The sequence below is a fragment of the Streptomyces purpureus genome (assembly GCF_014648195.1).
Classification (GTDB): domain Bacteria; phylum Actinomycetota; class Actinomycetes; order Streptomycetales; family Streptomycetaceae; genus Streptomyces; species Streptomyces purpureus.
This window is the reverse complement of record NZ_BMQQ01000003.1, coordinates 279140-305193: the sequence shown is the minus strand read 5'-3', so window position 1 is coordinate 305193 and position 26054 is coordinate 279140. Positions and strand designations below refer to the sequence as shown.

Annotated in this window: 28 protein-coding genes and 1 tRNA gene; 21 read left to right on the top strand and 8 right to left on the bottom strand. The window is 71.4% G+C overall.

Annotation, left to right across the window (positions count from 1 at the left end):
• The first annotated feature begins 30 nt into the window (after positions 1 to 30).
• Together IEZ01_RS06925 and IEZ01_RS06920 are read left to right on the top strand one after the other, a co-directional pair.
• The gene (locus tag IEZ01_RS06925; RefSeq protein ID WP_189200457.1) at positions 31 to 801 is read left to right on the top strand and encodes an SDR family oxidoreductase; all 771 of its coding nucleotides are present in this window, start codon (positions 31 to 33) and stop codon (positions 799 to 801) included.
• Complete coding sequence (locus tag IEZ01_RS06920; RefSeq protein ID WP_189200455.1) at positions 798 to 1304, top strand: pyridoxamine 5'-phosphate oxidase family protein; 507 nt, start codon at positions 798 to 800, stop codon at positions 1302 to 1304. Before IEZ01_RS06925 ends, IEZ01_RS06920 begins: the two co-directional genes overlap by 4 nt.
• Positions 1305 to 1617: 313 nt before the next feature.
• Here the strand turns inward: IEZ01_RS06920 and IEZ01_RS06915 are convergent, their stop codons facing one another.
• From IEZ01_RS06915 to wrbA, 4 genes are all read right to left on the bottom strand, one after another.
• Positions 1618 to 3150, bottom strand: a complete 1533-nt coding sequence (locus IEZ01_RS06915) for an InlB B-repeat-containing protein (RefSeq protein WP_189200453.1) — start codon at positions 3148 to 3150, stop codon at positions 1618 to 1620.
• A 188-nt stretch (positions 3151 to 3338) separates the two neighbouring features.
• Positions 3339 to 4607: an amidohydrolase gene (locus IEZ01_RS06910; RefSeq protein ID WP_229832745.1), complete on the bottom strand. Its 1269-nt coding sequence runs from the start codon at positions 4605 to 4607 to the stop codon at positions 3339 to 3341.
• Positions 4608 to 4681: 74 nt separating this feature from the next.
• Entirely contained in the window at positions 4682 to 5122 is a 441-nt protein-coding gene (locus tag IEZ01_RS06905; RefSeq protein ID WP_019887705.1) for a VOC family protein, read from the bottom strand.
• A gap of 154 nt (positions 5123 to 5276) precedes the next feature.
• Entirely contained in the window at positions 5277 to 5885 is a 609-nt protein-coding gene (gene wrbA, locus IEZ01_RS06900) for an NAD(P)H:quinone oxidoreductase (protein ID WP_019887706.1), read from the bottom strand.
• A gap of 96 nt (positions 5886 to 5981) precedes the next feature.
• On the opposite strand from wrbA, the gene IEZ01_RS06895 reads away from it, so the two are divergent.
• Positions 5982 to 6689, top strand: coding sequence for a TetR/AcrR family transcriptional regulator (locus IEZ01_RS06895; protein ID WP_019887707.1), 708 nt, complete (start codon positions 5982 to 5984; stop codon positions 6687 to 6689).
• Here IEZ01_RS06895 and IEZ01_RS06890 read toward each other — a convergent pair.
• Positions 6631 to 7506, bottom strand: coding sequence for a TetR/AcrR family transcriptional regulator (locus IEZ01_RS06890; RefSeq protein WP_019887708.1), 876 nt, complete (start codon positions 7504 to 7506; stop codon positions 6631 to 6633). The two genes, IEZ01_RS06895 and IEZ01_RS06890, sit on opposite strands and share 59 nt — an antisense overlap.
• A gap of 89 nt (positions 7507 to 7595) precedes the next feature.
• Between IEZ01_RS06890 and IEZ01_RS06885 the strand changes: the two genes are divergently transcribed.
• The 4 genes from IEZ01_RS06885 to IEZ01_RS06870 all read left to right on the top strand — a co-directional run bounded on the left by IEZ01_RS06885 (position 7596) and on the right by IEZ01_RS06870 (position 13177).
• A complete protein-coding gene (locus IEZ01_RS06885) occupies positions 7596 to 9860 on the top strand; it encodes an ATP-binding cassette domain-containing protein (RefSeq protein ID WP_019887709.1) in 2265 nt (754 codons plus the stop codon).
• A gap of 115 nt (positions 9861 to 9975) precedes the next feature.
• Complete coding sequence (pip, locus tag IEZ01_RS06880; protein WP_189200451.1) at positions 9976 to 10932, top strand: prolyl aminopeptidase; 957 nt, start codon at positions 9976 to 9978, stop codon at positions 10930 to 10932.
• Positions 10929 to 11516, top strand: coding sequence for an HhH-GPD-type base excision DNA repair protein (locus IEZ01_RS06875; RefSeq protein ID WP_019887711.1), 588 nt, complete (start codon positions 10929 to 10931; stop codon positions 11514 to 11516). The genes pip and IEZ01_RS06875 overlap by 4 nt, the downstream gene beginning before the upstream one ends.
• Positions 11517 to 11647: 131 nt before the next feature.
• A complete protein-coding gene (locus IEZ01_RS06870; RefSeq protein WP_019887712.1) occupies positions 11648 to 13177 on the top strand; it encodes a M28 family metallopeptidase in 1530 nt (509 codons plus the stop codon).
• A gap of 53 nt (positions 13178 to 13230) precedes the next feature.
• Here the strand turns inward: IEZ01_RS06870 and IEZ01_RS06865 are convergent, their stop codons facing one another.
• Entirely contained in the window at positions 13231 to 14835 is a 1605-nt protein-coding gene (locus IEZ01_RS06865; protein ID WP_019887713.1) for a helicase HerA-like domain-containing protein, read from the bottom strand.
• Between the two features lie 95 nt (positions 14836 to 14930).
• Here IEZ01_RS06865 and IEZ01_RS06860 point away from each other — a divergent pair, with 95 nt between their 5' ends.
• Entirely contained in the window at positions 14931 to 15227 is a 297-nt protein-coding gene (locus IEZ01_RS06860) for a type II toxin-antitoxin system VapB family antitoxin (RefSeq protein WP_003999914.1), read from the top strand.
• Between the two features lie 111 nt (positions 15228 to 15338).
• A complete protein-coding gene (locus IEZ01_RS06855; RefSeq protein ID WP_189200449.1) occupies positions 15339 to 15965 on the top strand; it encodes a LytR C-terminal domain-containing protein in 627 nt (208 codons plus the stop codon).
• A 71-nt stretch (positions 15966 to 16036) separates the two neighbouring features.
• Here the strand turns inward: IEZ01_RS06855 and upp are convergent, their stop codons facing one another.
• On the bottom strand, positions 16037 to 16672 hold the full coding sequence (upp, locus tag IEZ01_RS06850) for a uracil phosphoribosyltransferase (protein WP_019887715.1): 636 nt from the start codon (positions 16670 to 16672) through the stop codon (positions 16037 to 16039).
• 86 nt (positions 16673 to 16758) lie between these two features.
• Here upp and IEZ01_RS06845 point away from each other — a divergent pair, with 86 nt between their 5' ends.
• From IEZ01_RS06845 to IEZ01_RS06805, 9 genes are all read left to right on the top strand, one after another.
• Complete coding sequence (locus IEZ01_RS06845) at positions 16759 to 16959, top strand: hypothetical protein (protein ID WP_019887716.1); 201 nt, start codon at positions 16759 to 16761, stop codon at positions 16957 to 16959.
• 142 nt (positions 16960 to 17101) lie between these two features.
• Positions 17102 to 17641: a tRNA adenosine deaminase-associated protein gene (locus tag IEZ01_RS06840; RefSeq protein WP_189200447.1), complete on the top strand. Its 540-nt coding sequence runs from the start codon at positions 17102 to 17104 to the stop codon at positions 17639 to 17641.
• 56 nt (positions 17642 to 17697) lie between these two features.
• Complete coding sequence (gene tadA, locus IEZ01_RS06835; RefSeq protein WP_078513538.1) at positions 17698 to 18126, top strand: tRNA adenosine(34) deaminase TadA; 429 nt, start codon at positions 17698 to 17700, stop codon at positions 18124 to 18126.
• 56 nt (positions 18127 to 18182) lie between these two features.
• Positions 18183 to 18267 (top strand) — tRNA-Ser (locus IEZ01_RS06830).
• Positions 18268 to 18390: 123 nt separating this feature from the next.
• Positions 18391 to 18555: a hypothetical protein gene (locus tag IEZ01_RS06825; protein WP_019887721.1), complete on the top strand. Its 165-nt coding sequence runs from the start codon at positions 18391 to 18393 to the stop codon at positions 18553 to 18555.
• Positions 18556 to 18563: 8 nt separating this feature from the next.
• A complete protein-coding gene (locus IEZ01_RS06820) occupies positions 18564 to 18857 on the top strand; it encodes a Dabb family protein (protein WP_019887722.1) in 294 nt (97 codons plus the stop codon).
• Between the two features lie 203 nt (positions 18858 to 19060).
• Positions 19061 to 19900 (top strand): RNA polymerase sigma factor SigF, encoded by an 840-nt coding sequence (locus tag IEZ01_RS06815; protein ID WP_078513539.1) that lies wholly within the window; start codon positions 19061 to 19063, stop codon positions 19898 to 19900.
• 234 nt (positions 19901 to 20134) lie between these two features.
• Positions 20135 to 21043 (top strand): RNA polymerase sigma factor SigF, encoded by a 909-nt coding sequence (locus tag IEZ01_RS06810; protein ID WP_189200445.1) that lies wholly within the window; start codon positions 20135 to 20137, stop codon positions 21041 to 21043.
• A 51-nt stretch (positions 21044 to 21094) separates the two neighbouring features.
• Complete coding sequence (locus IEZ01_RS06805) at positions 21095 to 21871, top strand: hypothetical protein (protein ID WP_189200442.1); 777 nt, start codon at positions 21095 to 21097, stop codon at positions 21869 to 21871.
• Positions 21872 to 21899: 28 nt separating this feature from the next.
• On the opposite strand, the gene IEZ01_RS06800 is transcribed toward IEZ01_RS06805, so the two are convergent.
• On the bottom strand, positions 21900 to 22115 hold the full coding sequence (locus tag IEZ01_RS06800; RefSeq protein ID WP_019887731.1) for a hypothetical protein: 216 nt from the start codon (positions 22113 to 22115) through the stop codon (positions 21900 to 21902).
• A 156-nt stretch (positions 22116 to 22271) separates the two neighbouring features.
• Here IEZ01_RS06800 and IEZ01_RS06795 point away from each other — a divergent pair, with 156 nt between their 5' ends.
• The 3 genes from IEZ01_RS06795 to IEZ01_RS06785 form a co-directional block, all read left to right on the top strand.
• The gene (locus tag IEZ01_RS06795; protein ID WP_019887732.1) at positions 22272 to 22730 is read left to right on the top strand and encodes a MarR family winged helix-turn-helix transcriptional regulator; all 459 of its coding nucleotides are present in this window, start codon (positions 22272 to 22274) and stop codon (positions 22728 to 22730) included.
• Between the two features lie 99 nt (positions 22731 to 22829).
• The gene (locus IEZ01_RS06790) at positions 22830 to 25172 is read left to right on the top strand and encodes an MFS transporter (protein WP_506417158.1); all 2343 of its coding nucleotides are present in this window, start codon (positions 22830 to 22832) and stop codon (positions 25170 to 25172) included.
• A 106-nt stretch (positions 25173 to 25278) separates the two neighbouring features.
• A partial coding sequence (locus tag IEZ01_RS06785) for a YceI family protein (protein ID WP_229832738.1) occupies positions 25279 to 26054 on the top strand: 776 nt, incomplete at its 3' end.

Below are 26054 nucleotides of genomic sequence, written 5' to 3'. Positions count from 1 at the left end.
GTGGTCCCCTCACCACGAAGGGATCACCTGATGAGCAGCGACACGTACGCGGGACTCAAGGCCGTCGTCACCGGCGGCACCCACGGCATGGGCCTGGCGATCGTCGAGGCCCTCCTCGACGGCGGCGCCGAGGTCGTACTGACCGGGCGGAACGAGAAGACCGTCGAGGAGGCGCGGGCGGCGCTCGCAGGCCGACCCGCCCATGTCGTACGGTCCGACGCCACCAGCATGGCCGACATCGCCGCGCTCGGTGAGCTCGTCGAGCGCGAACTCGGCCAGATCGACGCCCTGTTCGTCAACCACGGCACGGCCGAGTTCCAGACCCTGGAGGAGGCCACGGAGGAGTCCTTCGACCGGCAGTTCACGGTCAACACCAAGGGCGCCTTCTTCACCGTGCAGCGGCTGGCGCCCCTGCTGCGGGACGGCGCGGGGCTGGTCTTCACGACCGTCTCCAACGACATGGTCTTCCCCGGCCTGAGCGCCTACTCCGGCTCCAAGGAGGCGCTGCGCGCCATCGCGCACGTCCTCGCCGCCGAACTGCTGCCGCGCGGGATCCGGGTGAACGCGCTGGCACCCGGCTTCATCGAGACGCCGACGATGGGCGTCGTGGGGCTGACCGCCGAGGAGCGGGCCGACTTCCTGAAGCAGGGCGAGGAGACCACCCCGCTGCGGCGCAACGGCACGGTCCAGGAGGTCGCCAGGGCCGCGCTGTTCCTCGCCTTCGACGCCACCTTCACCACCGGGACCGAGCTGGCCGTCGACGGCGGCTTCGCTCAGGGCCTGCCGGTGGTCTCGGCATGAGTGCGGACCGGGTGGACGCCTTCGCCGACCTCAGGGACGAGTTCTTCGGGTACGTCCAGGACATCCGTTACGCCACCCTGGTCACCGTCGACCGGCTGAACCGCCCCCGCGCCCGCGTCCTGCTGCCGGTGTGGGAGGAGGTGGACGGGCGTCCCGTGGGGTGGATCGCGGCGTTCCCCACCCCGGTCAAGACGGCCCACGTCCGCCGCAACCCGCACGTCACCGTCTCCTACTGGAACCCGCGCCAGAACGCCGCCTTCGCCGACAGCGCGGCCCGCTGGGAGGAGGACATGGACGAGAAGCGGCGGGTGTGGGACCTGTACGTCCAGGGCGGCCCGCCGGGCGTCGGATACGACCCGGCCCACTACTGGAAGGGCGGCCCGCAGGATCCGGGCTTCGCGATCCTGCGGATGGATCCCTTTCGTGTGCAGGTGCTTCGCGGCCGCGACCTGCGCAGCCGCATCTGGCAGCCGGCGGAGCAGCCGCTGGACGGCGACGCCTGACGGCCGGTGCCGCCGCACGGCGACACCTACGGCCCATCCCCGGACGGTCATGCCTGACGGCCGATCCCGGACGGCTGGTGCCGCCGGACCGCGACGCCCGACGGCTCGTCCCGTACGTTGACGCCTGGCCCGTCCCGGCCACCGGCCAGGACCGGCCGCCGATTCCGGACCGCGACGCCCGACGGCCCGTCTCGTACGTTGACGCCTGGCCCGTCCCGGCCACCGGCCAGGACCGGCCGCCGATTCCGGACGGCGACACCTGACGGCCCGTCCCGGCCAGGACCGGCCGGCTCCGGCCGTCCAGCGTCGCCCCTCACGCCTTCTCGAACACTGCCGTCAGCGTCCGCGCCCGGTCCATCGTCACTGCCATCGTCGGCCGGGTGTGGGCATGCCGTGTGCCGTCCAGGACCCAGCCCGTGAAGCGGTGGCCGGGGCTCGGGACGGCCGTGACCGTGACCTGGCCGCCGGGGCGGTAGGGGCCCCACGCACTCGGCGCGGCCGTGCCGCCGTCCGCCGGGGAGACGGCGAGCGTGAGCGCGTGCCGGGTGCGTGGGGTCGCCGGTTCGCGGTAGGCGGCCACGATCGGGGCCGTGGCCCGGGCGACGCGGGCGTTGTCGCTGCGCGCGTCGCCCAGCGGCTGCCCCTCCCACGGCTGCACGGTGTTCGAGTACCGGTTGACGGCCGCGCACGGCTGGCCACACGCCGAGCTGTAGGCCATCAGCGTGTGGAACCGCCGGTTCGGAGTGACCCAGCCGGTGCTGTACGGCGTGGTGAGGTACGGGGTGTAGTCGACGCCGCCGGCCTGCGCGTCGAGGGTGGCGCGGTCGTGCCAGAGGCCGAGGTTGTGGCCGACCTCGTGGCCGAAGTTGTACCAGTCGACGACGCTGTCGACGTCGGTGACCGAGTACGCCTCCCGGTCGGTGGCGGACGACGGCGGCATCGGCAGGCTGCCCTGGCCGCTGCTCGTCCCGCGCGGCACACGCACCAGCATCGCGACCAGGTCGGCGGCGGTCTTCTCGCGCAGGGCCGCGGCCGTGGCGCCGAGCCGCCGGTCGCGGGGGTCGGCCAGCTTGCGGTACACCTCGGCGGCGCGCTCCCCGCCCGCGTACTCCGGCGCGTACGTCGCCACGACGTCGACGCTGGCCTTGATCCCGCTGTCCGCGAAGGCGCGGTTGAGCGTGGCCTCGGCGAGCGCGACCCGCGAACGCATCCCGGCCTCGCCGCCGACGCGGGCGGCGGCGCCCGGCGTCCAGCCGACGACCATGTCGATGACGACCGGGTCGCTCGACGGGGTGCGCCGGGGGCTCATCGCGCGGCCCTCGGTGAACCGCTCCTTGATCTCGTGTTCGACCGGGGCGGGCCGCTGGGCGGGGTCCTGCTCGGTGATGACGACATGGCCGGGTTGCCCCGGATCCGGGGCCAGGGTGTACGTACGGTCTCCGAGGGTGACGAGACCGTCGACGGCCGGGCCCGCGGCCACCCGTCCGCGCGGGCAGGCGCCGGTGACAGTGAGGTAGACGCGTTCGGCGGGGCGGTCCGCGACGTGGCCGGTGAAGGTGGCGGTGCCGTGTTCGTCGACGTCGACACGGTCGGCGACGGCCGTGACCTGCACGTCGGGGAAGAGTTCGACGGTGCGTTCGGCGGGCGCCCCGTCCTGCTGCCGGGCGCAGAGCTGGGCGTACTCCTTCGGGTCGGCCTGGACGGTGCGGCTGCGCAGGACCCACGGCCGGTTGGCGTCGGGGGCGGTGCCGTCGGCGGCGGACGGCGTGGGGGACGAGAGGGCGGCGGCGAGCGAGAGCAGGGTCAGCAGACCGGCTCCCATCGCCGCCCTTCGGCGCGCGGGCATGGGGCTCCTTCGGGTCACAGGGGGGTGGGGAGGGGCAACCCGAAGTTCAACGAGAGGGGCGGCGGGAGGCCCGTACGACAGCCGGGGACCGCGCGCCGATTCACCCCAACGAGACCCCGTGCGCGCCGTCCGCCGGAGGCCGCCTGGAAGGAGGCCGCCTCGCAGGAGGCCCGTCGAGCCCCGCCGCCTCAGGCTTCCCCCGCGAGGGCGGTGAGCGCGGCCACCGTCATCGCCGTGACGCCCGTGGTCAGGGTCGGTTCGAGGACCGGGCCGAAGTACGGGGAGTGGTTGGAGGGGATGTCCCGGGCGGTCGTGCCCGTCGCCGCGGCGGCCGCGTACGCCTCCGGGTCCCAGCCGCCGAAGAACCAGTAGCACAGCGGCGCCCCGGCGGCCGTGGCGAAGATGCCGCAGTCCTCGCTTCCGGTGACGGGGCCGGTGTCGATGACCGCGGCGGCGCCGAAGTGGTTGCGGAAGGCGGCCACCGTCCGGGCAGTGGCCGCCTCGTCGTTGACGAGGACGGGATAACTGTCGAGGGGTGTGATCTCCGGTTCCCGCTCGGCGCCCGCGACCGCCGCCTCCCCTTTGACGATGCGTTCGACGGCGGCGAGGACCGTGCGGCGTACGTCCTCGGTGTACGTACGGATGCTGATCTCGAGTTCGGCCTCGTCGGGGATGACGTTGTCCTTGCTGCCGGCGTGGAGGGCGCCGACGGTGAGGACGGCGGTCTCGTTGCCGGCGATCTCCCGTGAGACGACGGTCTGCAGCCGCATCACGGTCGAGGCGGCCATGACCACGGGGTCGACCGCGGTCTCGGGGCGCGAGGCGTGCCCGCCTCTGCCGAACATCCGCACGTGCAGCGCGTCCGTCGCGGCGAGCGCGGGGCCCGCGTGGTAGCCGATCGTGCCCGCGGGCAGCGGGGCCAGGTGCTGCCCGAGGACGGCGTCGGGTCTGCCGGTCTTCTCGAACAGCCCGTCGTCGACCATGGCCTTCGCCCCGCCGCCGACCTCCTCGCCGGGCTGGAAGACCCCGATCACCGTCCCCGACCAGGAGTCCGTGCCGAGGGCGAGCAGTTCGAGGGCGCCGAGCAGACACGTCACATGCATGTCGTGCCCGCAGGCGTGCATGGCGCCGTCGACCGTGCTGGCGTACGGCAGCCCGGTCCGCTCGTGTACGGGCAGGGCGTCCATGTCGGCCCGCAGCAGGACGGTGGGTCCGTCGCCGTTGGCGAGCACTCCGGCGACGCCTGTGCCACCGAGGCCGGTGGTGACCCGCATCCCGAGCCGTTCCAGATGCGCGGCGACGGCCCGTGCGGTGCGGTGCTCGGCGAACGACAGCTCGGGGTGGGCGTGCAGGACCCGGTAGACCTCTGCGAGCCCGCCCCGCAGCCCGGACAACGGCCGCAGGACCCGGGCCCGAGCGGTCGCCTGCGAACTCGTCGCGCTCTCGGCCGCGTTCATCCCCCCATGCTCGCCCTCCGACGCGGCTCCTGCCCCCCAAAGACCTCAAGAGGGTGAGCGCGGAGCGGTGGTCCTCAGCCGCCGTCGGTGCCCGCCGCCCACTCCACGAACTGGACCACGATCCCGTTCGGGTCGGTGACCTGGAACAGCCGCTCGCCCCAGGGCTCCTCGCGCAGCGGCAGCGTGATCGGGACGCCCGCGGCGCGCAGGCGCTTCTCCTCGGCTTCGAGGCCGCTGACGGTGTACGCCACGATCAGGCCCGTCGCGTGCCGGTCGCGCTGGTCGGGAGGGAGGACGTCGGTGCCCCGGCGGAGCAGGACGATGTCGGCGGCGGCGTCCTCGCGGCGCAGGGAGGCGAAGCCGTCGGCGGCCGCCGTCTCCTGGTAGCCGAGGTGGGCGACGAAGAAGTCGCGGGAGGCGGTGACGTCGTCGACGGTGAGGGACACGGTGGTGGCGGTGACGTTCAGAGGGGGCTCCTGACCTGGAGGGCTGCGGTGGACGTGGAAGAGGGTCACCCCGTTCCGTCCGCCTCGCAACAGCCTTTTCCGGCCGATGCTTTCCCGCCGGTACGCGCGGGGGCCGGGATCCCGTCCGTACGGAATCCCGGCCCCGCCACCATGTCCGCGCCCCGGCGCCAGTCCCGGGCAGACCGCCGGCCCTGTGCGGCCGTCAGTCCTGGGCGAGGCCCTTCAGGCGGGCCGTGATCTTGGCGAGGCGCGCGCCCTGGTGGCGGGCGGCCGCGAGGGTCTTCTCCTCCGGGGCGCCGTTGCCGCTGGCGTGCGAGGTGCCGTAGGGGTTGCCGCCGGCCTCGAAGACCGACTGGTCGGTGTAGCCGGGGGAGACGATGACCGAGCCCCAGTGGTGGAAGGAGTTGTAGAGGGCGAGCAGCGTCGACTCGTTGCCGCCGTGGGTGTTCTGCGCGCTGGTGAAGGCGGTCGCCGGCTTGTCGATGAAGACGCCCTGGTACCACAGGCCACCGGTGGTGTCGATGAACTGCTTCAGCTGCGCGGCGATGTTGCCGAACCGGGTCGGCGAACCGAACGCGTAGGCGTCCGCCCAGGTCAGGTCGTCCAGGGTGGCGACCTCGATGTCGCTGGTGGCGTCCAGGTGGGCGCGCCAGGCCGGGTTGGAGTCGATGGCGGAGGCGGGGGCGAGCTCGGGGGCGCGGCGGAGGCGGACCTCGGCGCCGGCCTTCTCCGCGCCCTCGGCGACGGCCTGGGCGAGCTGGTGCACGCTTCCGGTGGCCGAGTAGTAGACGACTGCAACCTTGACAGACATGGCGGACCTCTCCAGAACTGGATTGCTTTCCACTTCGGGATTCAACTTAACCGGATAACGATCCGTCTGCAAGCCGTAACCGGATAGCGCTCCGCTATGCTCGCAGTGTCAGGGGGGAAGACCTCCGGTACACAGGGGGGCAGGTACTGCAAGAAGAAGGGCGAACCGGACGTGAGTGAGTTCGTTGGCGAACCGCACCGGACCGAGCTGCCGACCACCGGCCGGCCCGGCGAACGCGCGGACGCGGCCCGCAACCGACGCAAGATCCTCGATGCCGCCGCGCGCATCGTGGCCGACCGGGGCCCCGAGGCCCTCACCATGAACGCCGTCGCGCACGCCTGCGGCGTCGGCGTCGGCACGGTCTACCGGCGTTTCGGGGACGTGGCACAGCTGGTCTTCGCCCTGCTCGACGAGCGCGAGAAGCAGTTCCAGGAGGCCTTCCTCAGCGGGCCGCCGCCGCTCGGCCCCGGCGCGGAGCCCGAGGAGCGGCTGAGCGCGTTCCTGAACGCGCTCACCGACCGGGTCGTGGAACAGCGCGAGCTGCTGTACGCCGCCGCCGCGACCGTGCCGAGCGCCCGCTACACCAGCGGCGCGTACCTCACCATGCACACCCATGTGGCGATGCTGATAGGGATGATGCGGCCGGGCTCCGACCGGGCCCTCCTCGCCCATCTCGCGCTGGCGCCGTTCACCCCGGCGCTGGTCCGCCACCTCGCGGTGGATCAGAAGGTGGACGCCGAACGGATCAAGGACGGGCTGGCTGCGATGCTGCGCCTGACCTGTCCGCCCTGCCCCCCGCCCTGACGCCCGCCCCGCCGGCCCCCTCGATCAGGGCCGCGAGCCCGTCCAGCACCCGGGCAAGGCCGAAGGTGTAGGCGTACTCCGGGTCGTACGGCCCCTGATACGCCTCCCCGGCCGCCCCGCCCACCCGCGCCGCGAGCGGGAACCGCTCCGCGTCGAAGACCCGGGCGAGCAGCGGCTCGTGCGCCGCCCACCACTCGTGGTCGGTCATCAAGCCCTCCCCGGCCGCGGCCCGCGCGTCCAGCTCGGCGCGCGCGGCGGAGGCCACGAAGCCGAGGACGAAGGTCAGGGCCCCGTCCATGGCGAGGTCGTCGAGGCCGAGCCCGTCGAAGGCCGCCAGCTCGTGCTCGTACTTCGCCATCACCCCGGGTCCCAGCGGGGGCCGCGCGAGCCGGAGCGCCGCGACCCACGGATGGCGCAGGAACAGCGCCCGGTTCTCGTCGGCGACGGCCGTCACCCGCCCGCGCCAGGGCTCCCCGCCGGTCCGCGTGCGCTCCATCCGCAGCAGCACCGCGTCCAGCATCAGATCGAGCAGCTCGGCCTTGCCCGGGACGTAGGTGTAGAGCGTCATCGGCGTGACCCCGAGGCGCTGGGCGACCGCCCGCATCGTCAGGGCCTCAAGGCCGCCGGCGTCGGCGAGCTCCACGGCCGCGTCCACCACCGCGTCGACCGTCAGCCCCTGGCGCGGCCCGCGCCGCCCGGCGCTGCCGGCGCCCGGCGGGCGCCCCGGCTCGCGCCACAGCAGCTCCATCGTGCGCGCGGGGTCAGCCGCGCCACCGCGCTCCCCGGCTCCGGCCTTCGCCTTCGACATGACGCCCATTCTCGCAGCTCAGGACCGTGTCCCATTACTTTGTACGCTGTATAGAGTACCCTTGCGGCGCAATGGCACACCTCTTGGACGGAGTACGTATGCAGGCCGGCCCGGCAGACAGCCATAACGTCATCCAGGTGCGCGGCGCCCGCGAGAACAACCTCAAGGGCGTCTCCGTCGACCTCCCCAAGCGCCGGCTCACCGTCTTCACCGGCGTTTCCGGCTCCGGCAAGTCCTCGCTCGTCTTCGGCACCATCGCGGCCGAGTCGCAGCGCCTGATCAACGAGACGTACACGGCGTTCATCCAGTCCTTCATGCCCTCCCTGGGCCGGCCGGACGTCGACGGACTGCACAACCTCAGCGCGGCGATCGTCGTCGACCAGGAGCGGATGGGCGCCAACTCGCGCTCCACGGTCGGCACCGCCACCGACGCCTACACCATGCTGCGGATCGTCTACAGCCGCCTCGGCACCCCGCAGATCGGCTCCTCCAGCGCCTTCAGCTTCAACAGCGCCGAGGGCATGTGCCAGCGCTGCGAGGGCATCGGCCAGATCTCCGACATCGACGTCGACCAGCTCGTCGACCGGACCAAGTCCCTCAACGAGGGCGCGATCACCGTGCCCAACTTCCCGGTGGACTCCTGGTACTGGCAGATCATGGCCCACTCCGGCTTCTTCGACCGGGACAAGAAACTCCAGGACTACACCGAGGAGGAATGGGACACCTTCCTCCACAAGCCGCAGCTCAAGGTGAAGGTCGGCGCCAACAACTTCACCTACGAGGGCCTGCTCGTGAAGGTCCAGCGCACCATGCTGTCCAAGGACCGCGACGCGATGCAGCCCCACATCCGGGCCTTCGTCGACCGGGCCGTCGTCTTCACCGACTGCCCCGACTGCGGCGGTACGCGACTGAGCGCGCCCGCGCTCTCCTCGACGATCGACGGCGTCAACATCGCCGAGTGCTCGGCGATGCAGATCAGCGACCTGGCCGAATTCATCCGGAAGATCGACGCGCCGTCCGTCGCACCGCTCCTGGCCAACCTGCGCGACCTGCTCGACTCCCTCGTCGAGATCGGCCTCGGCTACCTCAGCCTGGACCGTACGTCCTCCACGCTCTCCGGCGGCGAGGCGCAGCGGGTGAAGATGGTCCGCCACCTCGGCTCGTCCCTCACGGACGTGACGTACATCTTCGACGAGCCGACCGTGGGCCTGCACCCGCACGACATCCAGCGGATGAACGACCTCCTGCTGCGCCTGCGCGACAAGGGCAACACCGTCCTCGTCGTCGAGCACAAGCCCGAGGTCATCGAGATCGCCGACCACATCGTCGACCTCGGCCCGCGCGCCGGCTCGGGCGGCGGCGAGATCTGCTACAGCGGCGACCTCGCCGGACTGCGCACCTCCGGCACCCTCACCGGCCGCCACCTCGGCCACCGCGCCCAGCTGCGCGAACAGGTCCGCACCCCCCGGGGCCACCTCTCCATCACGGGCGCGAACCAGCACAACCTCAAGGACGTGAGCGTCGACATCCCGCTCGGCGTGCTGACCGTCGTCACCGGCGTCGCCGGCTCCGGCAAGAGCTCCCTCATCCACGGCAACCTGCCCGGCCGGGACGGCGTCGTGGTCGCCGACCAGTCCCCGATCCGGGGCTCGCGCCGCTCCAACCCGGCGACGTACACCGGACTGCTGAACCCCATCCGTACGGCCTTCGCCAAGGCCAACGGCGTCAAGGCGGCCCTGTTCAGCGCCAATTCGGAGGGCGCCTGCCCCAACTGCAACGGCATCGGCCTCGTCTACACCGACCTGGCGATGATGGCCGGTGTCTCCTCCGTCTGCGAGGAGTGCGAGGGCAAGCGCTACACGCCCAAGGTGCTGACCTACCTCCTGAACGGCAAGAACATCAGCGAGGTCCTCGGCATGTCCATCGCCGAGGCGTACGACTTCTTCCCCACCGGCCAGTCCCACACGATCCTCGGCCGGCTGAACGACGTCGGCCTCGGCTACCTCCGGCTCGGCCAGCCCCTCAACACCCTCTCCGGCGGTGAGCGCCAGCGGCTGAAGCTCGCCATCCACATGGCCGAGAAGGCAGCCACCTACATCCTGGACGAGCCCACGACCGGCCTCCACATGGCGGACGTGGACCAGCTCCTCTCCCTCCTCGACCGGCTGGTCGACCAGGGCAACACCGTCGTCGTCATCGAGCACCACCAGGCGGTCATGGCCCACGCCGACCACCTGATCGACCTCGGCCCTGGCGCGGGCCACGACGGCGGACACGTGGTCTTCACCGGCACCCCCGCCGAACTGGTCAAGAACGGCACCACCCTGACCGCCCGCCACCTGCGGGAGTACGTCGGCGGCTGACCCGGGGGCCCGTCGGGCAGCTGGGGGTCCCCCGGCTGCCCCAGCCGGGCGCACCCGCCCCGCGACAGCCCGAAAACCCCGGCGGCGAAGCCGGCCCCTGGCTAGAGTCGACCGGATGTTCCTGGACACACAGGCGTACGACGAAGGTCTGCTCGACGTCGGCGACGGCAACCACATCCACTGGGAAGTCAGCGGCAACCCGCACGGCAAACCCGCGGTCGTCGTGCACGGCGGCCCAGGCTCCGGCTCCAACCCGCGCAGCCGAAGGCTCTTCGACCCCGCCCGCTACCGAGTTGTCCTCTTCGATCAGCGCGGCTGCGGACGCTCCACCCCGCACGCGAGCGACCCGGCCACCGACATGTCCGTCAACACCACCGACCGTCTCGTCGCCGACATGGAGCGGCTGCGCGAGCACCTCGGCATCGACCGCTGGCTGCTGTACGGCGGATCCTGGGGCTCCACGCTGATCCTGGCGTACGCCCAGGCCCACCCCGAGCGGGTGTCCGAGATCGTCATCGCCGCCGTCACCACCACCCGCCGCTCCGAGATCGCCTGGCTGTACGAGGGCGCCGGCGCGTTCTTCCCCGAGGCATGGGACCGCTTCCGGGCCGGCGTCCCCGAGGCCTCCGCCCCGCACGAACTGGTCCCCGCCTACGCCCGCCGGACGAACCACCCCGACCGGGCCGTACGGGAGAAGGCGACGGCCGACTGGTGCGCCTGGGAGGACGCCGTGCTCTCCCTGGAGGGAGCGGGCACCCCCTACGCCGACCGGCCCGACCACGCCAAGCTCGCCATGGTCCGCATCTGCAGCCACTACTTCGCGCACGGCGCCTGGCTGGAGGAGGGCGCCCTCATCCGCGACGCCCACCGCCTGGCCGGCATCCCCGGCGTCCTGATCCACGGCCGCTTCGACCTGGCCGGGCCGCTCGGCACGGCCTGGGAGCTCAGCAAAGCCTGGCCGGACGCCGAACTGACCGTGGTGGAGAACGCGGGCCATACGGGCGGCGGCGATACCCGTACGCACGTACTCGCCGCGCTCGACCGGTTCGCCGGGGAGATCATCGGTCCATGACCACGATCCGGCTCGCCCAGCACCCCGAGGCCGACGCGCTGCTCGCCCGCAGCCCCCTGGCGGCGCTCGTCGGCATGCTCCTCGACCAGCAAGTCCCCATGGAGTGGGCGTTCTCCGGGCCGTACACCATCGCCCAGCGGCTCGGCACGGACGATCTCGACGCGGGACAGATCGCCGCGCACGACCCCGAATCCTTCGCCGCGCTGCTCTCCGAGAAGCCGGCCGTGCACCGCTATCCGGGCTCGATGGCCAAGCGGATCCAGCAGCTGTGCCAGTTCCTGGTCGACGAGTACGGCGGTGACGCCGAGGCGGTCTGGTCGGACGCGGCCGACGGCAAGGAACTGCTCACACGGCTGAAGGCGCTGCCCGGCTTCGGGGTGCAGAAGGCGCAGATCTTCCTCGCCCTGCTCGGCAAGCAGTACGGCGTGACGCCGAAGGGCTGGCGGGAGGCGGCCGGCGCGTACGGCGAGGCGGGCTCGTACCGCTCGGCCGCCGACATCACCGGGCCCGACTCCCTGGCGAAGGTCCGGGCCTTCAAGCAGGAAGCGAAACGCGCCGCAAAAGCCGCCAAATCTGGCGAATGATGCGGGCAAATCTACGAACAATGGCGTGAGTTGCGGCACATCTGTTCACAGGAAGCCCGGAGATCGCTAACTTCCCCTCAACCTCGTTCGCACCGGGAAGGACCTCTGTGAACGCATCCCATCGCAGAGCCGTGGCCACACTGGCCGCAGCCGCACTCGCGACCCCGCTCCTCCTGGCATCCGCCTCCCCCGCCTCCGCCACCCGTGACCCGGGCAAGGCGGCGGCCAAGGACGCCGCCAAGCTCTCGAAGAAGCTGGTCCGCGAGGCGTCCGCCAAGGACGCGTACCAGCACCTTGTGAAGTTCCAGCAGATAGCGGACTCGGCCGGCGGCCACCGCGCGGCCGGCTCCCTCGGCCACGACGCGTCCGCCGCGTACGTGTACCAGCTGATGAAGAAGGCCGGCTACAACGTCTCGTACCAGAAGTTCGAGTTCCAGTACACGCAGACGCTGGCCGAGAAGCTCTCCGTCGTCACGCCCGCGCCGAGTGACGTCGAGATCAAGGCGATGACCTACACCAAGTCGACGCCGGTGGGCGGCATCAAGGCCGATCTGGCCGCCGTCCCGGTCGACGCCACCACCGGCTGCGAGGCGACGGACTACGCCGCCGGCGCGTTCACCGGCAAGATCGCGCTGATCCAGCGCGGTGGCTGCACGTTCGCCGACAAGCAGACACAGGCCGCGGCGGCGGGGGCGACCGCCGCGATCATCTACAACAACACCGACGGCGCGCTCTCCGGCACGCTCGGCGGACCGGAGTTCGGCAAGATCCCGACCGGTGGCATCACCAAGGCCGACGGCGAGAAGCTCGCCGCCGACCTGGCCAAGGGCCCGGTCAACCTCTCCCTGGAGATCCGTCAGCTCCAGGAGAAGCGCACCACCAACAACGTCCTCGCCGAGACGAAGACCGGCAACGCGGCCAACACCGTGATGCTCGGCTCCCACCTCGACTCGGTCACCGCCGGCCCCGGCATCAACGACAACGGCTCCGGCTCGGCCGGTCTGCTCGACGTCGCCCTGAAGCTGGCCAAGTCCAAGGACAAGCCCGCCAACAAGGTGCGCTTCGCCTGGTGGTCCGCTGAGGAGAACGGCCTCCTCGGCTCCGAGCACTACGTCGCCAACATGAGCGAGCTGGACAAGAAGGAAGTCAAGCTCTACCTCAACTTCGACATGATCGCCTCGCCGAACTACGGCCTGTTCGTCTACGACGGAGACAACTCCGACGGCGTCGGCGCCCCGGCCGGACCGGCCGGCTCGGCCCAGCTCGAGCGCGACATCAACGAGTTCATGGACAAGCGCGGCGTCCCGCACGAGGGCACCGACTTCACCGGCCGCTCCGACTACGGACCGTTCATCGCGATCGGCATCCCGTCCGGCGGCACGTTCACCGGCGCCGAGGGGATCAAGACGCCCACCCAGGCGGCGAAGTTCGGCGGCACGGCGGGCATCGCCTACGACGTGAACTACCACGCCGCGGGCGACAACCTGGACAACATCAACATGCGGGCGTTCGACATCAACATCGACGTCATCGCCAACGCGGTCGGCACCTACGCGCACGACCTGAGCTCCCTGCGCAAGCCGGTCGTCACCGTCCCCACCGACGGTGACGAGGGCAGCGGCGGCGGCCTCCACGACGACCACCACGAGGTCACGGAGTAAGGCTCACCCCCGGGGGCCCGGTGCGCACACCGCACCGGGCCCCTTCTCCATGCCTACCGGCGCCGGCGAGACGTACGGGCCGTACCGAACACCGACCGCGAGATCTCCCGCCCCAACTGCGTCCCGACCGACCGGGCCAGCGACCGGAAGATCCCGCTCCCCACCACCTTCTCCACCACGGACGGCTCCTCCTTCTCCGCCTTCTCCGCCCGACGGCGCGGCGCCGCCTCCGCCTCTTCCGCCTCCTCGGCCTCCCGGGCCGCCCGCTCCGCCGCCGCCTCCGCCTCCCGCTGCGCCTCGGTCAGCTTCTCGTACGCCGACTCCCGGTCCACCGCCGTCGCGTACGTCCCGTACAGCGGCGACGCCTCGACCGCCGCCGCCAGCGCGGCCGGCTCGACGGGCCCCATCAGCGAGACCGGCGCCCGCAGCCGGACCACCGCCACCGGCGTCGGAGCGCCCCGCTCACTCAGCACGGTCACCACCGCCTCACCCGTCCCCAGCCCGGTCAGCACCTCCTCCAGGTCGTACGCCGACTTCGGGAACGTCCGCACCGTCGCCTTCAGCGCCTTCGCGTCGTCCGGCGTGAACGCCCGCAGCGCGTGCTGCACCCGGTTGCCGAGCTGGGCCAGCACATCCCCCGGCACGTCCTTCGGCGTCTGCGTCACGAAGAAGACCCCGACCCCTTTCGAGCGAATCAGCCGCACGGTCTGGGTGACCGCGTCCAGGAACGCCTTCGACGCCCCGTCGAACAGCAGATGCGCCTCGTCGAAGAAGAACACCAGCTTCGGCCTCTCCACGTCCCCGACCTCCGGCAGGTCGTGGAAGAGATCCGCCAGCAACCACATCAGGAACGTCGAGAACAGCTGCGGCTTGTCCCGCACCGCCGGCAGCTCCAGCACGGACACCACACCCCGCCCGTCCGGCGCCGTCCGCAGGAACTCGGCCGTGTCGAACTCCGGCTCGCCGAAGAAGCCGCCCGTCCCCTGCTGCTCGAACGCCGTGATCGCCCGCAGGATCACCCCCGCCGTGGCCGTCGAAAGCCCCCCGAGCCCCTTCAGCTCCGGCTTGCCCTCGTCCGACACCAGGAAGGCGACGACCGCCCGCAGATCCTTCAGGTCCACCAGCTCAAGGCCCTTGGCGTCGGCGTAGTGGAAGATCAGCCCGAGGGACTGCTCCTGCGTCCGGTTCAGCTCGAGCACCTTCGACAGCAGTACGGGACCGAAGCTGGTGACCGTCGCCCGCAGCGGAATGCCCGGGCCGATGCCGCCGAGCCCGTAGAACGCGCAGGGAAAGCCGCTCGCCGCCCACTCCTGCCCGACCTGCCCGGCCCGCTCCCGGACCCGCTCGCCCGGCTCACCGGGCGCGGAGATCCCCGACACGTCCCCCTTGATGTCGGCGAGGAAGACCGGCACCCCCTGCCCCGACAGCTGCTCGGCGATCAGCTGGAGCGTCTTGGTCTTGCCGGTGCCCGTCGCCCCCGCCACCAGACCGTGCCGGTTCAGCATCGGCAGCGGGATCCGGACCGGCGCCCCCGGATGGCACCGCCCGTCCCACAGCAGCGCCCCCAGCTCCAGCGCCTCCCCGTCGAACGCGTACCCGGCGGCGATCGCCGCGGCGGCCTCCGGCAGCTCCTCCACCGACTCCTCGCTGGCACTCATCAGGGCCTCAATTCCAGGTTTGCGGCGATTTGCCCCAGCATCGCACCGGCGCCGCGTGGCTGCGCCGGGTACCCCTTGCCCGGTAGGCTTTCCGTGTGATCTTCAAGCGCATCGGTAACGGGAGGCCGTATCCCGACCACGGCCGGGAAAGCACCCGGCAGTGGGCGGACGTCGCGCCGCGCCCGGTCCGCCTCGATCAGCTGGTGACCACCAAGGGCCAGCTGGACCTGGAGACGCTGCTGGCCGAGGACTCCACCTTCTACGGAGATCTCTTCGCGCACGTCGTGAAGTGGCAGGGCGACCTCTACCTCGAGGACGGCCTGCACCGCGCCGTACGCGCCGCGCTCCAGCAGCGCCAGGTGCTGCACGCGCGCGTCCTCGAACTCGACTGACCCCCGGCCCCCGGCCTCTCGCTCGACCGTTCGGGTCACTTGCGGCCCATCCGGACGCGATCGATTGATCATCTAGTAGGCATTGCCACCCGGTCGCATTACGCTGCGCCCATGAGCATGCTCACTCCCCCAGGGATGGGCGGGGAATACCGCATCACGGGTGACAAGTACCCCCGCATGCGTCGCGCCCGACGTCGCCGCAGGATCGTCCTCTCGGCCGTGGCTGCCGTGATCGCCCTGGGCCTGGCCGGCTGGGGGACTCTGCAGCTCGTCGACGTCTTCACCGGCGGGTCCGGCAAGAAGACCACGGCCGGCCGCAAGGCCGGCTGCGAGCCGGGCCCGACGACCGCGGCCGCCCCACCGGTCCCCCTGCCGAAACCGGCCCAGGTCACGGTCAACGTCTACAACGCCACGCCGCGCTCCGGGCTGGCCAAGTCCACCGCGGACGAGCTGAAGAAACGCGGCTTCGTCATCGGCAAGGTCGGCAACGCCCCCGCCGCCTACGACAAGAAGGTCCCCGGCACGGGCATGCTGCTGGGCGCCCCCACGGCCACCAAGGGCGCCTTCCCGGTCCTGGCCACCCAACTGAAGGGCGCCACGACGAAGACGGACACCCGCGCGACCGCGGACGTGGACCTGATCATCGGCACGGCCTTCACGACCCTGAACACCAAGCCCGCGTCGGACGCGGCCCTGGCGGCCCTCGCCAAGCCCAAGACCGCGCCGAAGCGCTGCTGATCAGGGCTCGGCCCGCCTCCGGGGCGCTTTGAGCGTGCGCCCCTTCGGCTCACTCGTCCGAGGCGGTCGGGTTACTCCGCCGAGCCGTACATCCGGTCGCCCGCGTCACCCAGGCCCGGAACGATGTAGCCGTGCTCGTTGAGGCGCTCGTCGACCGACGCGGTGACCACCGTCACCGGCGTGCCCGCGAGCTCGCGCTCCATGACCTCGACGCCCTCCGGCGCCGCCAGGAGCACGACCGCGGTCACGTCGTCGGCGCCGCGCTTGATCAGCTCCTGGATCGCCGCGACCAGCGTGCCGCCGGTCGCCAGCATCGGGTCGAGGACGTACACCTGGCGCCCGGAGAGGTCCTCCGGCATCCGCGTGGCGTACGTCGACGCCTCCAGCGTCTCCTCGTTGCGGATCATGCCCAGGAAGCCCACCTCGGCGGTCGGCAGCAGCCGCACCATGCCGTCGAGCATGCCCAGACCCGCCCGCAGGATCGGCACCACCAGCGGCCGCGGGTGCGACAGCTTCACACCGGTCGTCGGCGTGACGGGGGTCTCGATGTCGACCTGCTCGGTCCGCACGTCCCTCGTGGCCTCGTAGGCGAGCAGGGTCACCAGCTCGTCGGCGAGCCGGCGGAAGGTCGGGGAGTCCGTGCGCTTGTCGCGCAGAGTGGTGAGCTTGTGGGCGACCAGCGGGTGATCGACGACGTGGAGACGCATGCCCCCACAGTAGCCCGCGCTGGCATCAACCCATGCAGCCGAGGGAAGGTGGGGACGTACACATCCAGCGGCCGGGGGTGGTGCAAATGGCGGAACGGGACCGGGCGGAACCCGAGCCCCAGCAGGACGGCCCACGCCAGGAGAGCGACGCGGAGCGCCGCAGGCGCCGCGCCCAGTTCCTGCGCGACCTCAACGAGGCCAAGGCGCTGCGTGAGCGGGTGCAGCCACGCCGGGCCCGGGCGGCCCGGATGCGCCAGGCGATGCGGATGCGTACTTTCCGCTGGTGAGGGCCCAAGGTCAGACTGATGCACGACGCAAGAGCGGAAGACCTCTCCTGAAGCCCGGGTTTCTGCCACGATGCCGATTGGGCGGGGCACTTCAGGAGGGCGCCGCCGGATCGTCACACCTCTGATCAGTGGGAGAGTCACGGTGTACTTCGCCGCACTGCTCGCGCGCACCGAAGACGGGTGGAAAGCGAGCGACACAGAGCTCGACGACGTGGAGACCTTGTCGGATCTGACCGAGCTGGCCCGTGAGGCCTCCGTGGACGAGGACACCGTCCTCGTCTACATCGAGCAGGAGGACGCGTGGTTCGGCCTCGTCCGGGTGGAGGGCGAGGAGGACCCTCGGATCTACGTCTCGGACGCGGCCTCGGCCGCCCGCTCCTCGTACGGGGAGATCCTCACCAATGAACTGCTGGGCGCGGACCGGGACGGCGACGACGACCTGGACGCGCTGGACCTCGACGGTACGGAGGACGGAGAACCGGACGCAGACGACACGGAAGGCGACGACGAGGACGGACCCGAAGGCGCGGTCGAGGCCGTACCCGCGGCTCCGGTCGGCGACCGGGAGATCCTCGGGGACCTCGGCCTGTCCGAGAAGGAGCTGCTGGCCCTGGACACCGACGCCCTGACGGAGATCGCGGAGGCCCTGGGCGCCGGAGAAGTGCTGGAGTCCGTCCGCTAGTGGCCGAGGCAGGACACGCGGAACCCGATCCCGTACGGGATCCCTGGCGGGCGCCGATGCGGCTCGCCCTGGCAGAGGCCGAACGAGCGGCGCTGGCCGGCGATGTGCCGGTCGGCGCGGTCGTGCTGTCCGCGGACGGCACGGTCCTCGCCACCGGCCACAACGAACGCGAGGCGACGGGCGATCCGACCGCGCACGCCGAGGTACTCGCCCTGCGCCGGGCGGCCTCGGCGCACGGGGAGTGGCGGCTGACCGGCTGCACGCTCGTCGTCACGCTGGAGCCGTGCGTGATGTGCGCCGGCGCGCTGGTGCAGTCACGGGTCGACCGGGTGGTCTTCGGGGCGCTGGACGAGAAGGCGGGCGCGGCCGGCTCCCTCGTCGACGTGGTCCGCGACCGCCGGCTCAACCACCGCCCCGAGGTGATCCACGGCGTCCTCGCCGACGAGTGCGCGGCCCAGCTGACGGACTTCTTCCGTAACCGCTGACCTGCGCGTCCTTATGGATTTCTGTGCGGGGGCACCTTTGGGCTAAGCTCTCTCTCGGTAGCGTGTCCGAGCGGCCGAAGGAGCTCGCCTCGAAAGCGAGTGTGGCGCAAGTCACCGAGGGTTCAAATCCCTCCGCTACCGCTCTTGAAGGGCCCTGGTGCACAGCACCGGGGCCCTTCGTGCGTACGAGGCCAACCCCTTGAAAAAGAGCCGTTAGACTCACGCGTCCGCAGGGCGGGTGCTGATCGGGGAGGCAGAGAGCTGATGGTTCAGGCGAAGAAAGTCGCGCTGTACATAGTCGTCGTCTTCGTGCTGTACACGATCATCACCTCCCCCGCCCGGGCCGCGGATCTGGTCCAGGTAGGGTTCGAGGGCATTTCGAGCGCCGCGCAGGGCGTCGGCGAGTTCATGACCGAGCTCATCAACTAGGAGTCCTTGTGATCCGCCACCTGGTCCTCTTCAAGCTCAACGACGGCGTGTCCCGGGACGAGCCGCGCGTGGCGGCCGGCGTGGAGGCCTTCCGTGCCCTGGGTTCGGCCATTCCGGAGCTGACGGTCTGGGAGTGCGCCTGGAACATCACCGACCGGCCGATCGCGTACGACTTCGCCATCAACTCGGCGGTCGAGGACACGGATGCGCTCAAGCGGTACATAGAGCACCCGGACCACCAGGCCGCCGCTGCGCTGTGGCGGGAGTTCGCCACCTGGGTGATCGCGGACTACGAGTTCTGAGCCTTAGCCCCTTCGGCGCCTCTCACCACCCGGTGAGGGGCGCTTTGCGTTGTATGCCCAACATGCCCTCAACACGGCGTTATCCGGTGCTTGCACACAGTGGACATGTCTTGTGATGCTATGACCGCTTTTGACGGATGAGTTGACCGTAGTTGACCGACCGTCGTTGACCACGAGTGGACGACAAAAGGGGTGGCGTGAACGTGCCGGCCAGTACTGCGCCTCAGGTGCCGCCCCAGAACGACACCACCGAGGCCGCGGCCCGCTCCAAGCCGCAGAGCCGGGGCGCCGACACCCGTGCGCTCACCCAGGTGCTGTTCGCCGAGCTGAAGACGCTGGAGCCCGGCTCGCCCGAGTACAGCCGCGTACGGGGCGCGCTGATCGAGGCCAATCTGCCGCTCGTGCGGTACGCGGCCGCCCGCTTCCGCTCCCGTAACGAGCCGATGGAGGACGTCGTCCAGGTCGGCACCATCGGACTGATCAACGCGATCGACCGCTTCGACCCGGACCGCGGGGTGCAGTTCCCCACCTTCGCGATGCCGACCGTCGTCGGCGAGATCAAGCGCTACTTCCGGGACAACGTCCGCACCGTCCACGTACCGCGCCGGCTGCACGAGCTGTGGGTGCAGGTCAGCGGCGCCACCGAGGACCTCACCACGGCCCACGGCCGCTCGCCCACGACCGCCGAGATCGCCGAACGGCTGAAGATCTCCGAGGACGAGGTCAACGCCTGCATCGAGGCCGGGCGCTCGTACCACGCGACCTCCCTGGAGGCCGCTCAGGAGGGTGACGGACTGCCCGGCCTGCTCGACCGGCTCGGCTACGAGGACCCCGCGCTCGCCGGCGTCGAACACCGCGATCTCGTACGCCATCTGCTCGTACAGCTGCCCGAGCGCGAGCAGCGCATCCTGATGCTCCGCTACTACAGCAATTTGACCCAGTCTCAGATCAGCCAGGAGCTCGGCGTCTCACAGATGCACGTGTCAAGGCTCCTCGCCCGCAGCTTCGCCCGATTGAGATCCGCAAATCGGATCGAGGCGTAGCTGGAACGGGTAGACCGGTTCGGAGCAGTTCCAAGCGGTTCCAAATGCCCTACACCCCCTGTTTCCTGCGCAGATCCACCCCTGACATGTCGACATGTCACTACAGCGTGTTGCCGACATGTGACATTCTGCTGGAACCGCGTTTGCCGCAGCCCCACCGCCGGTATTCAGGTGGAGGCTGCGTTCCAACGATGGTCGCGGCCGCGCGACCGTCCGCGACCTCAAGGGGGTGGCATGTCCGTAGAACAGGGCAGCTCGAAGGTGCTCACGCGTGCGTCGAACGAGCCCGCGGCGTCCGAGGCCGCGGTGTCCGAGGCCACGGCGTCCGGTCCGGTCCCGTCCGCCGGCATCCCGGAGCTCATCCCCTCGGAAACCATCGACACCCGCACGCTCTCCCGCTCCCTGTTCCTGCGGTTGCGCGCCCTCGACTCCGCCGGGGTCGACAGCCCCGAGCGCGCCTACGTCCGCGACACCCTCATCGAGCTCAATCTCCCGCTCGTGCGGTACGCCGCGGCCCGCTTCCGCTCCCGCAACGAACCGATGGAGGACATCGTCCAGGTCGGCACCATCGGCCTGATCAAGGCGATCGACCGGTTCGACTGCGAACGCGGCGTGGAATTCCCGACGTTCGCCATGCCGACGGTGGTCGGTGAGATCAAACGCTTCTTCCGGGACACCAGTTGGTCGGTCCGCGTGCCGCGCCGGCTCCAGGAGCTGCGCCTGGCCCTGACGAAGGCCAGCGACGAACTGGCGCAGAAGCTGGACCGGTCGCCGACCGTCCCCGAACTCGCCGCGGTTCTGGGCGTGTCCGAAGAGGACGTCGTCGACGGCCTCGCCGTCGGCAACGCCTACACCGCCTCCTCGCTCGACTCGCCCTCCCCGGAGGACGACGGCGGCGAGGGCTCCCTCGCGGACCGGCTCGGCTACGAGGACACCGCCCTGGAGGGCGTCGAGTACCGCGAGTCCCTCAAGCCGCTGCTCGCCAAACTCCCGCCCCGGGAGCGGCAGATCATCATGCTGCGCTTCTTCGCCAACATGACGCAGTCGCAGATCGGCGAAGAGGTCGGCATCTCGCAGATGCACGTCTCGCGGCTGCTCACCCGCACGCTGGCGCAGCTGCGCGAGGGCCTGATCTCCGACTGACCCTCCGCCGCTCCTCTTCCTGTCTGACGCCGCGTCAGCCACACTGGCGCGATGCGACGGACGTGTCTGGCGGCGGTCGCGCTCTGCCTCGGCGGGGCGCTGACCGCGTGCGGCGGCGGGAGTGGCGGGGATGGTTACGCGGCGGTGGGCGCCGCGGGTTCCGGGGGTCCGGCCGCCGCGCCGCCCTCCGGAAAGGTCGAGCTCACCCCGCTGGACTCGGAGGCGACGACCTCGTCCACGTCCGTGCCGAGACCGGGTACGAGCCGCGGCGGGCCGGGCGCCGGATCTGGTGCGCCGACGGGTGAGGCGCCCGGCCGCCCCGGTGAGGGTACGCACGCCCCGGCGCCGCTGCCCTCCATACCGCCCGTGCCGTCCGTACCGTCCGTGCCAGGGGCGTCGCTGCCGCCGGGTAAGCCGGCCGTGCCGGGGGCCAAACCGCCGACCGGGCCGCCGCGGACGACTGCGCCTGCGACCACGGACCCGCCCACGGCCACCGAGCCGCCGCCCCGGCCTCCGGCGGAGCCCGCCGCGCTCACGCTCGGCGTGCCGGTGCTGGCGGACGCCGACCGGCGCTGGTGCGAGAAGGTGACCGTGGAGTTCCGCAACACCGGTGGCTCACCAGTGCGTTCGGGGACGGTCATTTTCGCGACGCACATCATCGGGGCGCTCGGGGTCGACTGGGCGACCGTCGAGACGGCTCAGCCGCTGCCCGCGCCGATCGCCGCGGGCGCGGTGACGAGGAAGACGTACACGGTCTGCGTGGAGGCCTGGCGGGTCCCCCTGGGCATGCGGGTCGACACCCAGAAGGTCACCGCCGTGTGGAAGTGAGCCGGCGGAGACCGGCGGTGGAACGGGCCTAGCCGAGGGCGAGCCAGGCCACGCCGGCCAGCACGGCGAGCACCACGACGATGCCGACGATCAGCCCGACTCTCGGGCCGGCCGGGGCCGGGGCGGCCTGCTGCCGGCGCGGCGTCCCCTCGTCGACGAAGGCGCGGAACATCTGGGTGCTGCCTGCCGGGTCGTACTGGCCCTCGGGGCCCTGGCCCTGCGGTGCGTGGGGGTTGTGTGCCATGGGGCAGGACCCTAGCGAACCCTCGGCCGCGACCCAAGGCTGCGACCGCCCCGCGACTCCTTTGCCAGAGCTTTAGGAGCCTTCGCCCCTTTTTCATTTGCCTGTAGCAACCAATGGCCTCTATGGTTGCCCTAAGCAACAAGATGTGGGGGTGCCATGGCCGAGCGGAGCCAGTACGAGGAACTGGCCCGGCAGATCAGCGCCGTGGGCGCCGTGAAGCGGGGCCTGGCGCGCATGCTGCCCGCCGAATGCCCCTCCGGATCCGCCGCCGTCCTCGCCCTCGTCGACCGATACGGCGAGATGCGGATGAGCCGCCTGGCCGAACTGCTCGCCGTCGACACCTCGGTGACCAGCCGCCATGTGGCCCATGTGGTGGAACGCGGCTGGCTGGAACGGTCGCCCGACCCCGAGGACGGACGCTCCCGCATCCTGCGGCTCACCCCCGCCGGACAGGACCTGCTCGACGGCCTCGGCCGCCGCACCGCCGACCTGTTCGCCCACTACCTCAAGGACTGGTCCGACGAAGAAGTGGGACAGCTCAACACGATGCTGGCCCGCCTCCGCGACTCCTTCGGAGACTGCCGGGCCCACCCCACCACCCGTACACCCGCGTAAACCCCGTCACGAAGGAAGTTCATGGCTACGACCACACCGACCGGTGTGCGGGGCGGCCACGCCAAGCACGGAGGCGCGCCCTCCGCCGACGGCGCTCCGATGTCCCACCGGCAGATCATGGAGGCGCTGTCCGGGCTGCTGCTCGGCATGTTCGTCGCCATTCTGTCCTCGACGATCGTCTCCAACGCCCTCCCCGAGATCATCAAGGACCTCGGCGGCGGCCAGAGCGCCTACACCTGGGTCGTCACCGCTGCCCTGCTCTCGATGACCGCGACCACCCCGCTGTGGGGCAAGCTGGCCGACCTCTTCTCCAAGAAGCTCCTCGTCCAGATCGCCCTGGTCATCTACGTGGCCGGCTCGGTCGTGGCCGGACTCGCCCAGAACACCGGCATGCTCATCGCCTGCCGCGTCGTCCAGGGCATCGGCGTCGGCGGCCTCACCGCCCTCTCCCAGATCATCCTCGCCGCGATGATCGCCCCGCGTGAGCGCGGCCGCTACAGCGGCTACCTCGGCGCCACCTTCGCCGTCGCCACCGTCGGCGGCCCGCTGCTCGGCGGCGTCATCACCGACACCGACTGGCTCGGCTGGCGCTGGTGCTTCTACGTCGGCGTGCCCTTCGCTCTCATCGCCCTGCTGGTCCTGCAGAAGACCCTGAAGCTCCCCGTCGTGAAGCGGCAGGTCAAGGTCGACTGGTCGGGCGCCTTCGTGATCAGCGCCGCCGTCTCACTGCTGCTCATCTGGGTCACCTTCGCCGGTGACAAGTACGACTGGATGTCCTGGCAGACGGCGGCCATGGTCGGCGGCTCGGTGCTGCTCACCGGGCTCTTCGTCCTCGTCGAGTCCAGGGCGAGCGAACCGATCATCCCGCTGCGGCTGTTCCGCAACCGCACCATCACCCTCGCCTCGCTCGCCTCCCTCTTCGTGGGTGTGGCGATGTTCGCCGGCACGGTCTTCTTCAGCCAGTACTTCCAGCTCGCCCGGGACAAGTCCCCGACGATGTCCGGCGTGATGACCATCCCGATGATCGCGGGTCTGTTCGTCTCCTCCACCGTCTCCGGCATGGTCATCACCAAGACCGGCCGCTGGAAGGCCTGGCTCGTCACCGGCGGTGTGCTGGTGACGGCGGGGCTCGGACTGCTCGGCACCATCCGCTACGACACCGAGTACTGGCACATCGCCGTCTTCATGGCCGTCCTGGGCCTCGGTCTCGGCATGATGATGCAGAACCTCGTCCTGTGCACCCAGAACCAGGTCGCCCCCGCCGACCTCGGCGCGGCCTCCTCCGTCGTCACCTTCTTCCGCTCGCTCGGCGGCGCGGTCGGCGTCTCGGCCCTCGGAGCCGTCCTCGCCAACCGGGTCACCACCTACGTACGGGACGGCTTCGCCGAACTCGGCCCCAAGGGCGCGGCGCTCGGCCACGGCGGTACGGGCGGCGGCGGCATCCCCGACCTGGACGCGCTGCCCGCGCCCGTGCGCACGATCATGGAGAGCGCCTACGGGCACGGTGTGGGCGACGTCTTCCTCTGGTCGGCGCCGTTCGCGCTGCTGGCGTTCCTGGTGACCCTCTTCATCAAGGAGGTCGCCCTCAAGAGCGGCGCGTCGAAAACGCCCGACGAGACGGCCGCCGCTGATGTGGAGGCTGTCGCACCGGCCGTGGAGACCTCGGCCCCGGCCGGGATCCCCGTCTGCGGTACGGTCCGCACCGCCGACGGCGCGGCCGTGCCCGGCGCCGCGGTCACCCTGATCTCCCTCGGCGGGCGGCAGCTCGGCCGTACGGTCGCCCCCGCCGACGGCGGCTACGCGCTGGACGCGCCGGGCACCGGCTCGTACGTCCTGATCGCCTCCGCCGACGGCTTCCAGCCGCAGGCGTCCACCGTCGTCGTCGGGGACGGGCCGCTCGCCTACGACGTGCTGCTGTCCGGCACCAGCGGGCTGACCGGTGTGGTCGTCACCGAGACCGGCGGCCCGGTCGCCGGCGCCATGGTGATCGTCACCGATGTGCGGGGCGATGTCCTCGCCACCGGGGCGTCCGCCGAGGACGGCGCCTTCTCCTTCGCCGAGCTCGTGCCCGGCGCGGTGACCGTCGCCGTCAACGCCCACGGCTTCCGGCCGCTGGCCCTGTCCGTGGAGATCGGCGGCCAGGGCGTGACCCGCGTCGAGGCCGCGCTGCGCGCCGGGGCCATGGTCCGGGGCGTCGTACGGGCCGGTGCCGGGGCCGGACGGCGGCCGCTGTCCGACGCCCGGGTGACCCTCGTCGACGCCGCCGGCAACGTCGTCGCCACCGCGACCACCGGCGAGGACGGCGCCTACGTCTTCACCGACCTGGATGCCGGCGAGTACACGGTCATCGCCTCCGGCTACCCGCCGGTGGCCGGACCGGTCACCGTCACCGGCCTCGGCGCCGACGGCCACGACATCGAACTCGCCCACCCGGGCGAGTGATCCGACCCCCGGGGGCGCTTCGAGCGGATGCGCCCCCGGGTCCGGGGCGGCGGGCAGGGGACGGCCTGCCGCCCCGCCATCGTTCATGCGCGAGGAGAGAAACGGGATGGGACTGCACGCACAGGTGAGGACCCGGGACGGCTGGGCCCTGCCGCACGCGGTCGTCACACTGACCGACGCCACCGGCGTCCAGGTGGCGCGGGCCACCGCCGACCAGGAGGGCGCGGTCGCCTGTGACACCGCGCTCGCCCCCGGCCCGTACACGGTGATCGTCACCGCCGTCGGATACGCCCCCGCCGCCCGCACGGCCTTCGTCACCGCCGCCGGCCGGGCCGACGCGGGCACGGTCGTGCTGGCCCGCCAGGGCGGCGCCGCCCTGCCCCCGCCCGGCTCCTGGTCCCTCGACCCGGCGCACTCCTCGGTCGCGGCCGTCGCCCAGCACCTGGGCATCTCCAGCGTCCGGGGCCGGTTCACCGACTTCGGCGGCCGGATCGAGATCGCCGAGGACCCGGCCCGCTCCCGGGTAGAGGCCGTCATCGAGGCGGCCTCCGTCGACACCGGCAACGGCCTGCGGGACAAGCACCTGCGCTCGCCCGACTTCCTGGACGTGGCCGTCCACCCGCGGATCACCTACGTGTCGACCGCGCTGACCCCGGCCGGCCCCGACCGCTGGACCGTGCACGGTCACCTCGCACTCCACGGTGTCGTACGTGACGTGGCACTGGACCTCGCCTACCTCGGCACCGGACCCGACCCGTGGGGCGGGCTGCGGGCCGCCTTCCGCGCCACGGCCGAGCTGCGGCGCGAGGACTTCGCCCTGCACTACAACCAGGTCGTGCAGGCGGGGATCTCCGCGATCGGCACGACCCTCAAGGTCGAACT

Bases quoted from the DNA above. Each gene is read 5' to 3' on its own strand.
- IEZ01_RS06925 (WP_189200457.1), top strand. From the start codon at position 31: ATGAGCAGCGACACGTACGCGGGACTCAAGGCCGTCGTCACCGGCGGC.
- IEZ01_RS06920 (WP_189200455.1), top strand. From the start codon at position 798: ATGAGTGCGGACCGGGTGGACGCCTTCGCCGACCTCAGGGACGAGTTC.
- IEZ01_RS06915 (WP_189200453.1), bottom strand. From the start codon at position 3,150: ATGCCCGCGCGCCGAAGGGCGGCGATGGGAGCCGGTCTGCTGACCCTG.
- IEZ01_RS06910 (WP_229832745.1), bottom strand. From the start codon at position 4,607: ATGAACGCGGCCGAGAGCGCGACGAGTTCGCAGGCGACCGCTCGGGCC.
- wrbA (WP_019887706.1), bottom strand. From the start codon at position 5,885: ATGTCTGTCAAGGTTGCAGTCGTCTACTACTCGGCCACCGGAAGCGTG.
- IEZ01_RS06895 (WP_019887707.1), top strand. From the start codon at position 5,982: ATGCTCGCAGTGTCAGGGGGGAAGACCTCCGGTACACAGGGGGGCAGG.
- IEZ01_RS06890 (WP_019887708.1), bottom strand. From the start codon at position 7,506: ATGGGCGTCATGTCGAAGGCGAAGGCCGGAGCCGGGGAGCGCGGTGGC.
- IEZ01_RS06885 (WP_019887709.1), top strand. From the start codon at position 7,596: ATGCAGGCCGGCCCGGCAGACAGCCATAACGTCATCCAGGTGCGCGGC.
- pip (WP_189200451.1), top strand. From the start codon at position 9,976: ATGTTCCTGGACACACAGGCGTACGACGAAGGTCTGCTCGACGTCGGC.
- IEZ01_RS06875 (WP_019887711.1), top strand. From the start codon at position 10,929: ATGACCACGATCCGGCTCGCCCAGCACCCCGAGGCCGACGCGCTGCTC.
- IEZ01_RS06865 (WP_019887713.1), bottom strand. From the start codon at position 14,835: ATGAGTGCCAGCGAGGAGTCGGTGGAGGAGCTGCCGGAGGCCGCCGCG.
- IEZ01_RS06855 (WP_189200449.1), top strand. From the start codon at position 15,339: ATGAGCATGCTCACTCCCCCAGGGATGGGCGGGGAATACCGCATCACG.
- upp (WP_019887715.1), bottom strand. From the start codon at position 16,672: ATGCGTCTCCACGTCGTCGATCACCCGCTGGTCGCCCACAAGCTCACC.
- IEZ01_RS06845 (WP_019887716.1), top strand. From the start codon at position 16,759: ATGGCGGAACGGGACCGGGCGGAACCCGAGCCCCAGCAGGACGGCCCA.
- tadA (WP_078513538.1), top strand. From the start codon at position 17,698: ATGCGGCTCGCCCTGGCAGAGGCCGAACGAGCGGCGCTGGCCGGCGAT.
- IEZ01_RS06825 (WP_019887721.1), top strand. From the start codon at position 18,391: ATGGTTCAGGCGAAGAAAGTCGCGCTGTACATAGTCGTCGTCTTCGTG.
- IEZ01_RS06810 (WP_189200445.1), top strand. From the start codon at position 20,135: ATGTCCGTAGAACAGGGCAGCTCGAAGGTGCTCACGCGTGCGTCGAAC.
- IEZ01_RS06805 (WP_189200442.1), top strand. From the start codon at position 21,095: ATGCGACGGACGTGTCTGGCGGCGGTCGCGCTCTGCCTCGGCGGGGCG.
- IEZ01_RS06800 (WP_019887731.1), bottom strand. From the start codon at position 22,115: ATGGCACACAACCCCCACGCACCGCAGGGCCAGGGCCCCGAGGGCCAG.
- IEZ01_RS06795 (WP_019887732.1), top strand. From the start codon at position 22,272: ATGGCCGAGCGGAGCCAGTACGAGGAACTGGCCCGGCAGATCAGCGCC.
- IEZ01_RS06790 (WP_506417158.1), top strand. From the start codon at position 22,830: ATGTCCCACCGGCAGATCATGGAGGCGCTGTCCGGGCTGCTGCTCGGC.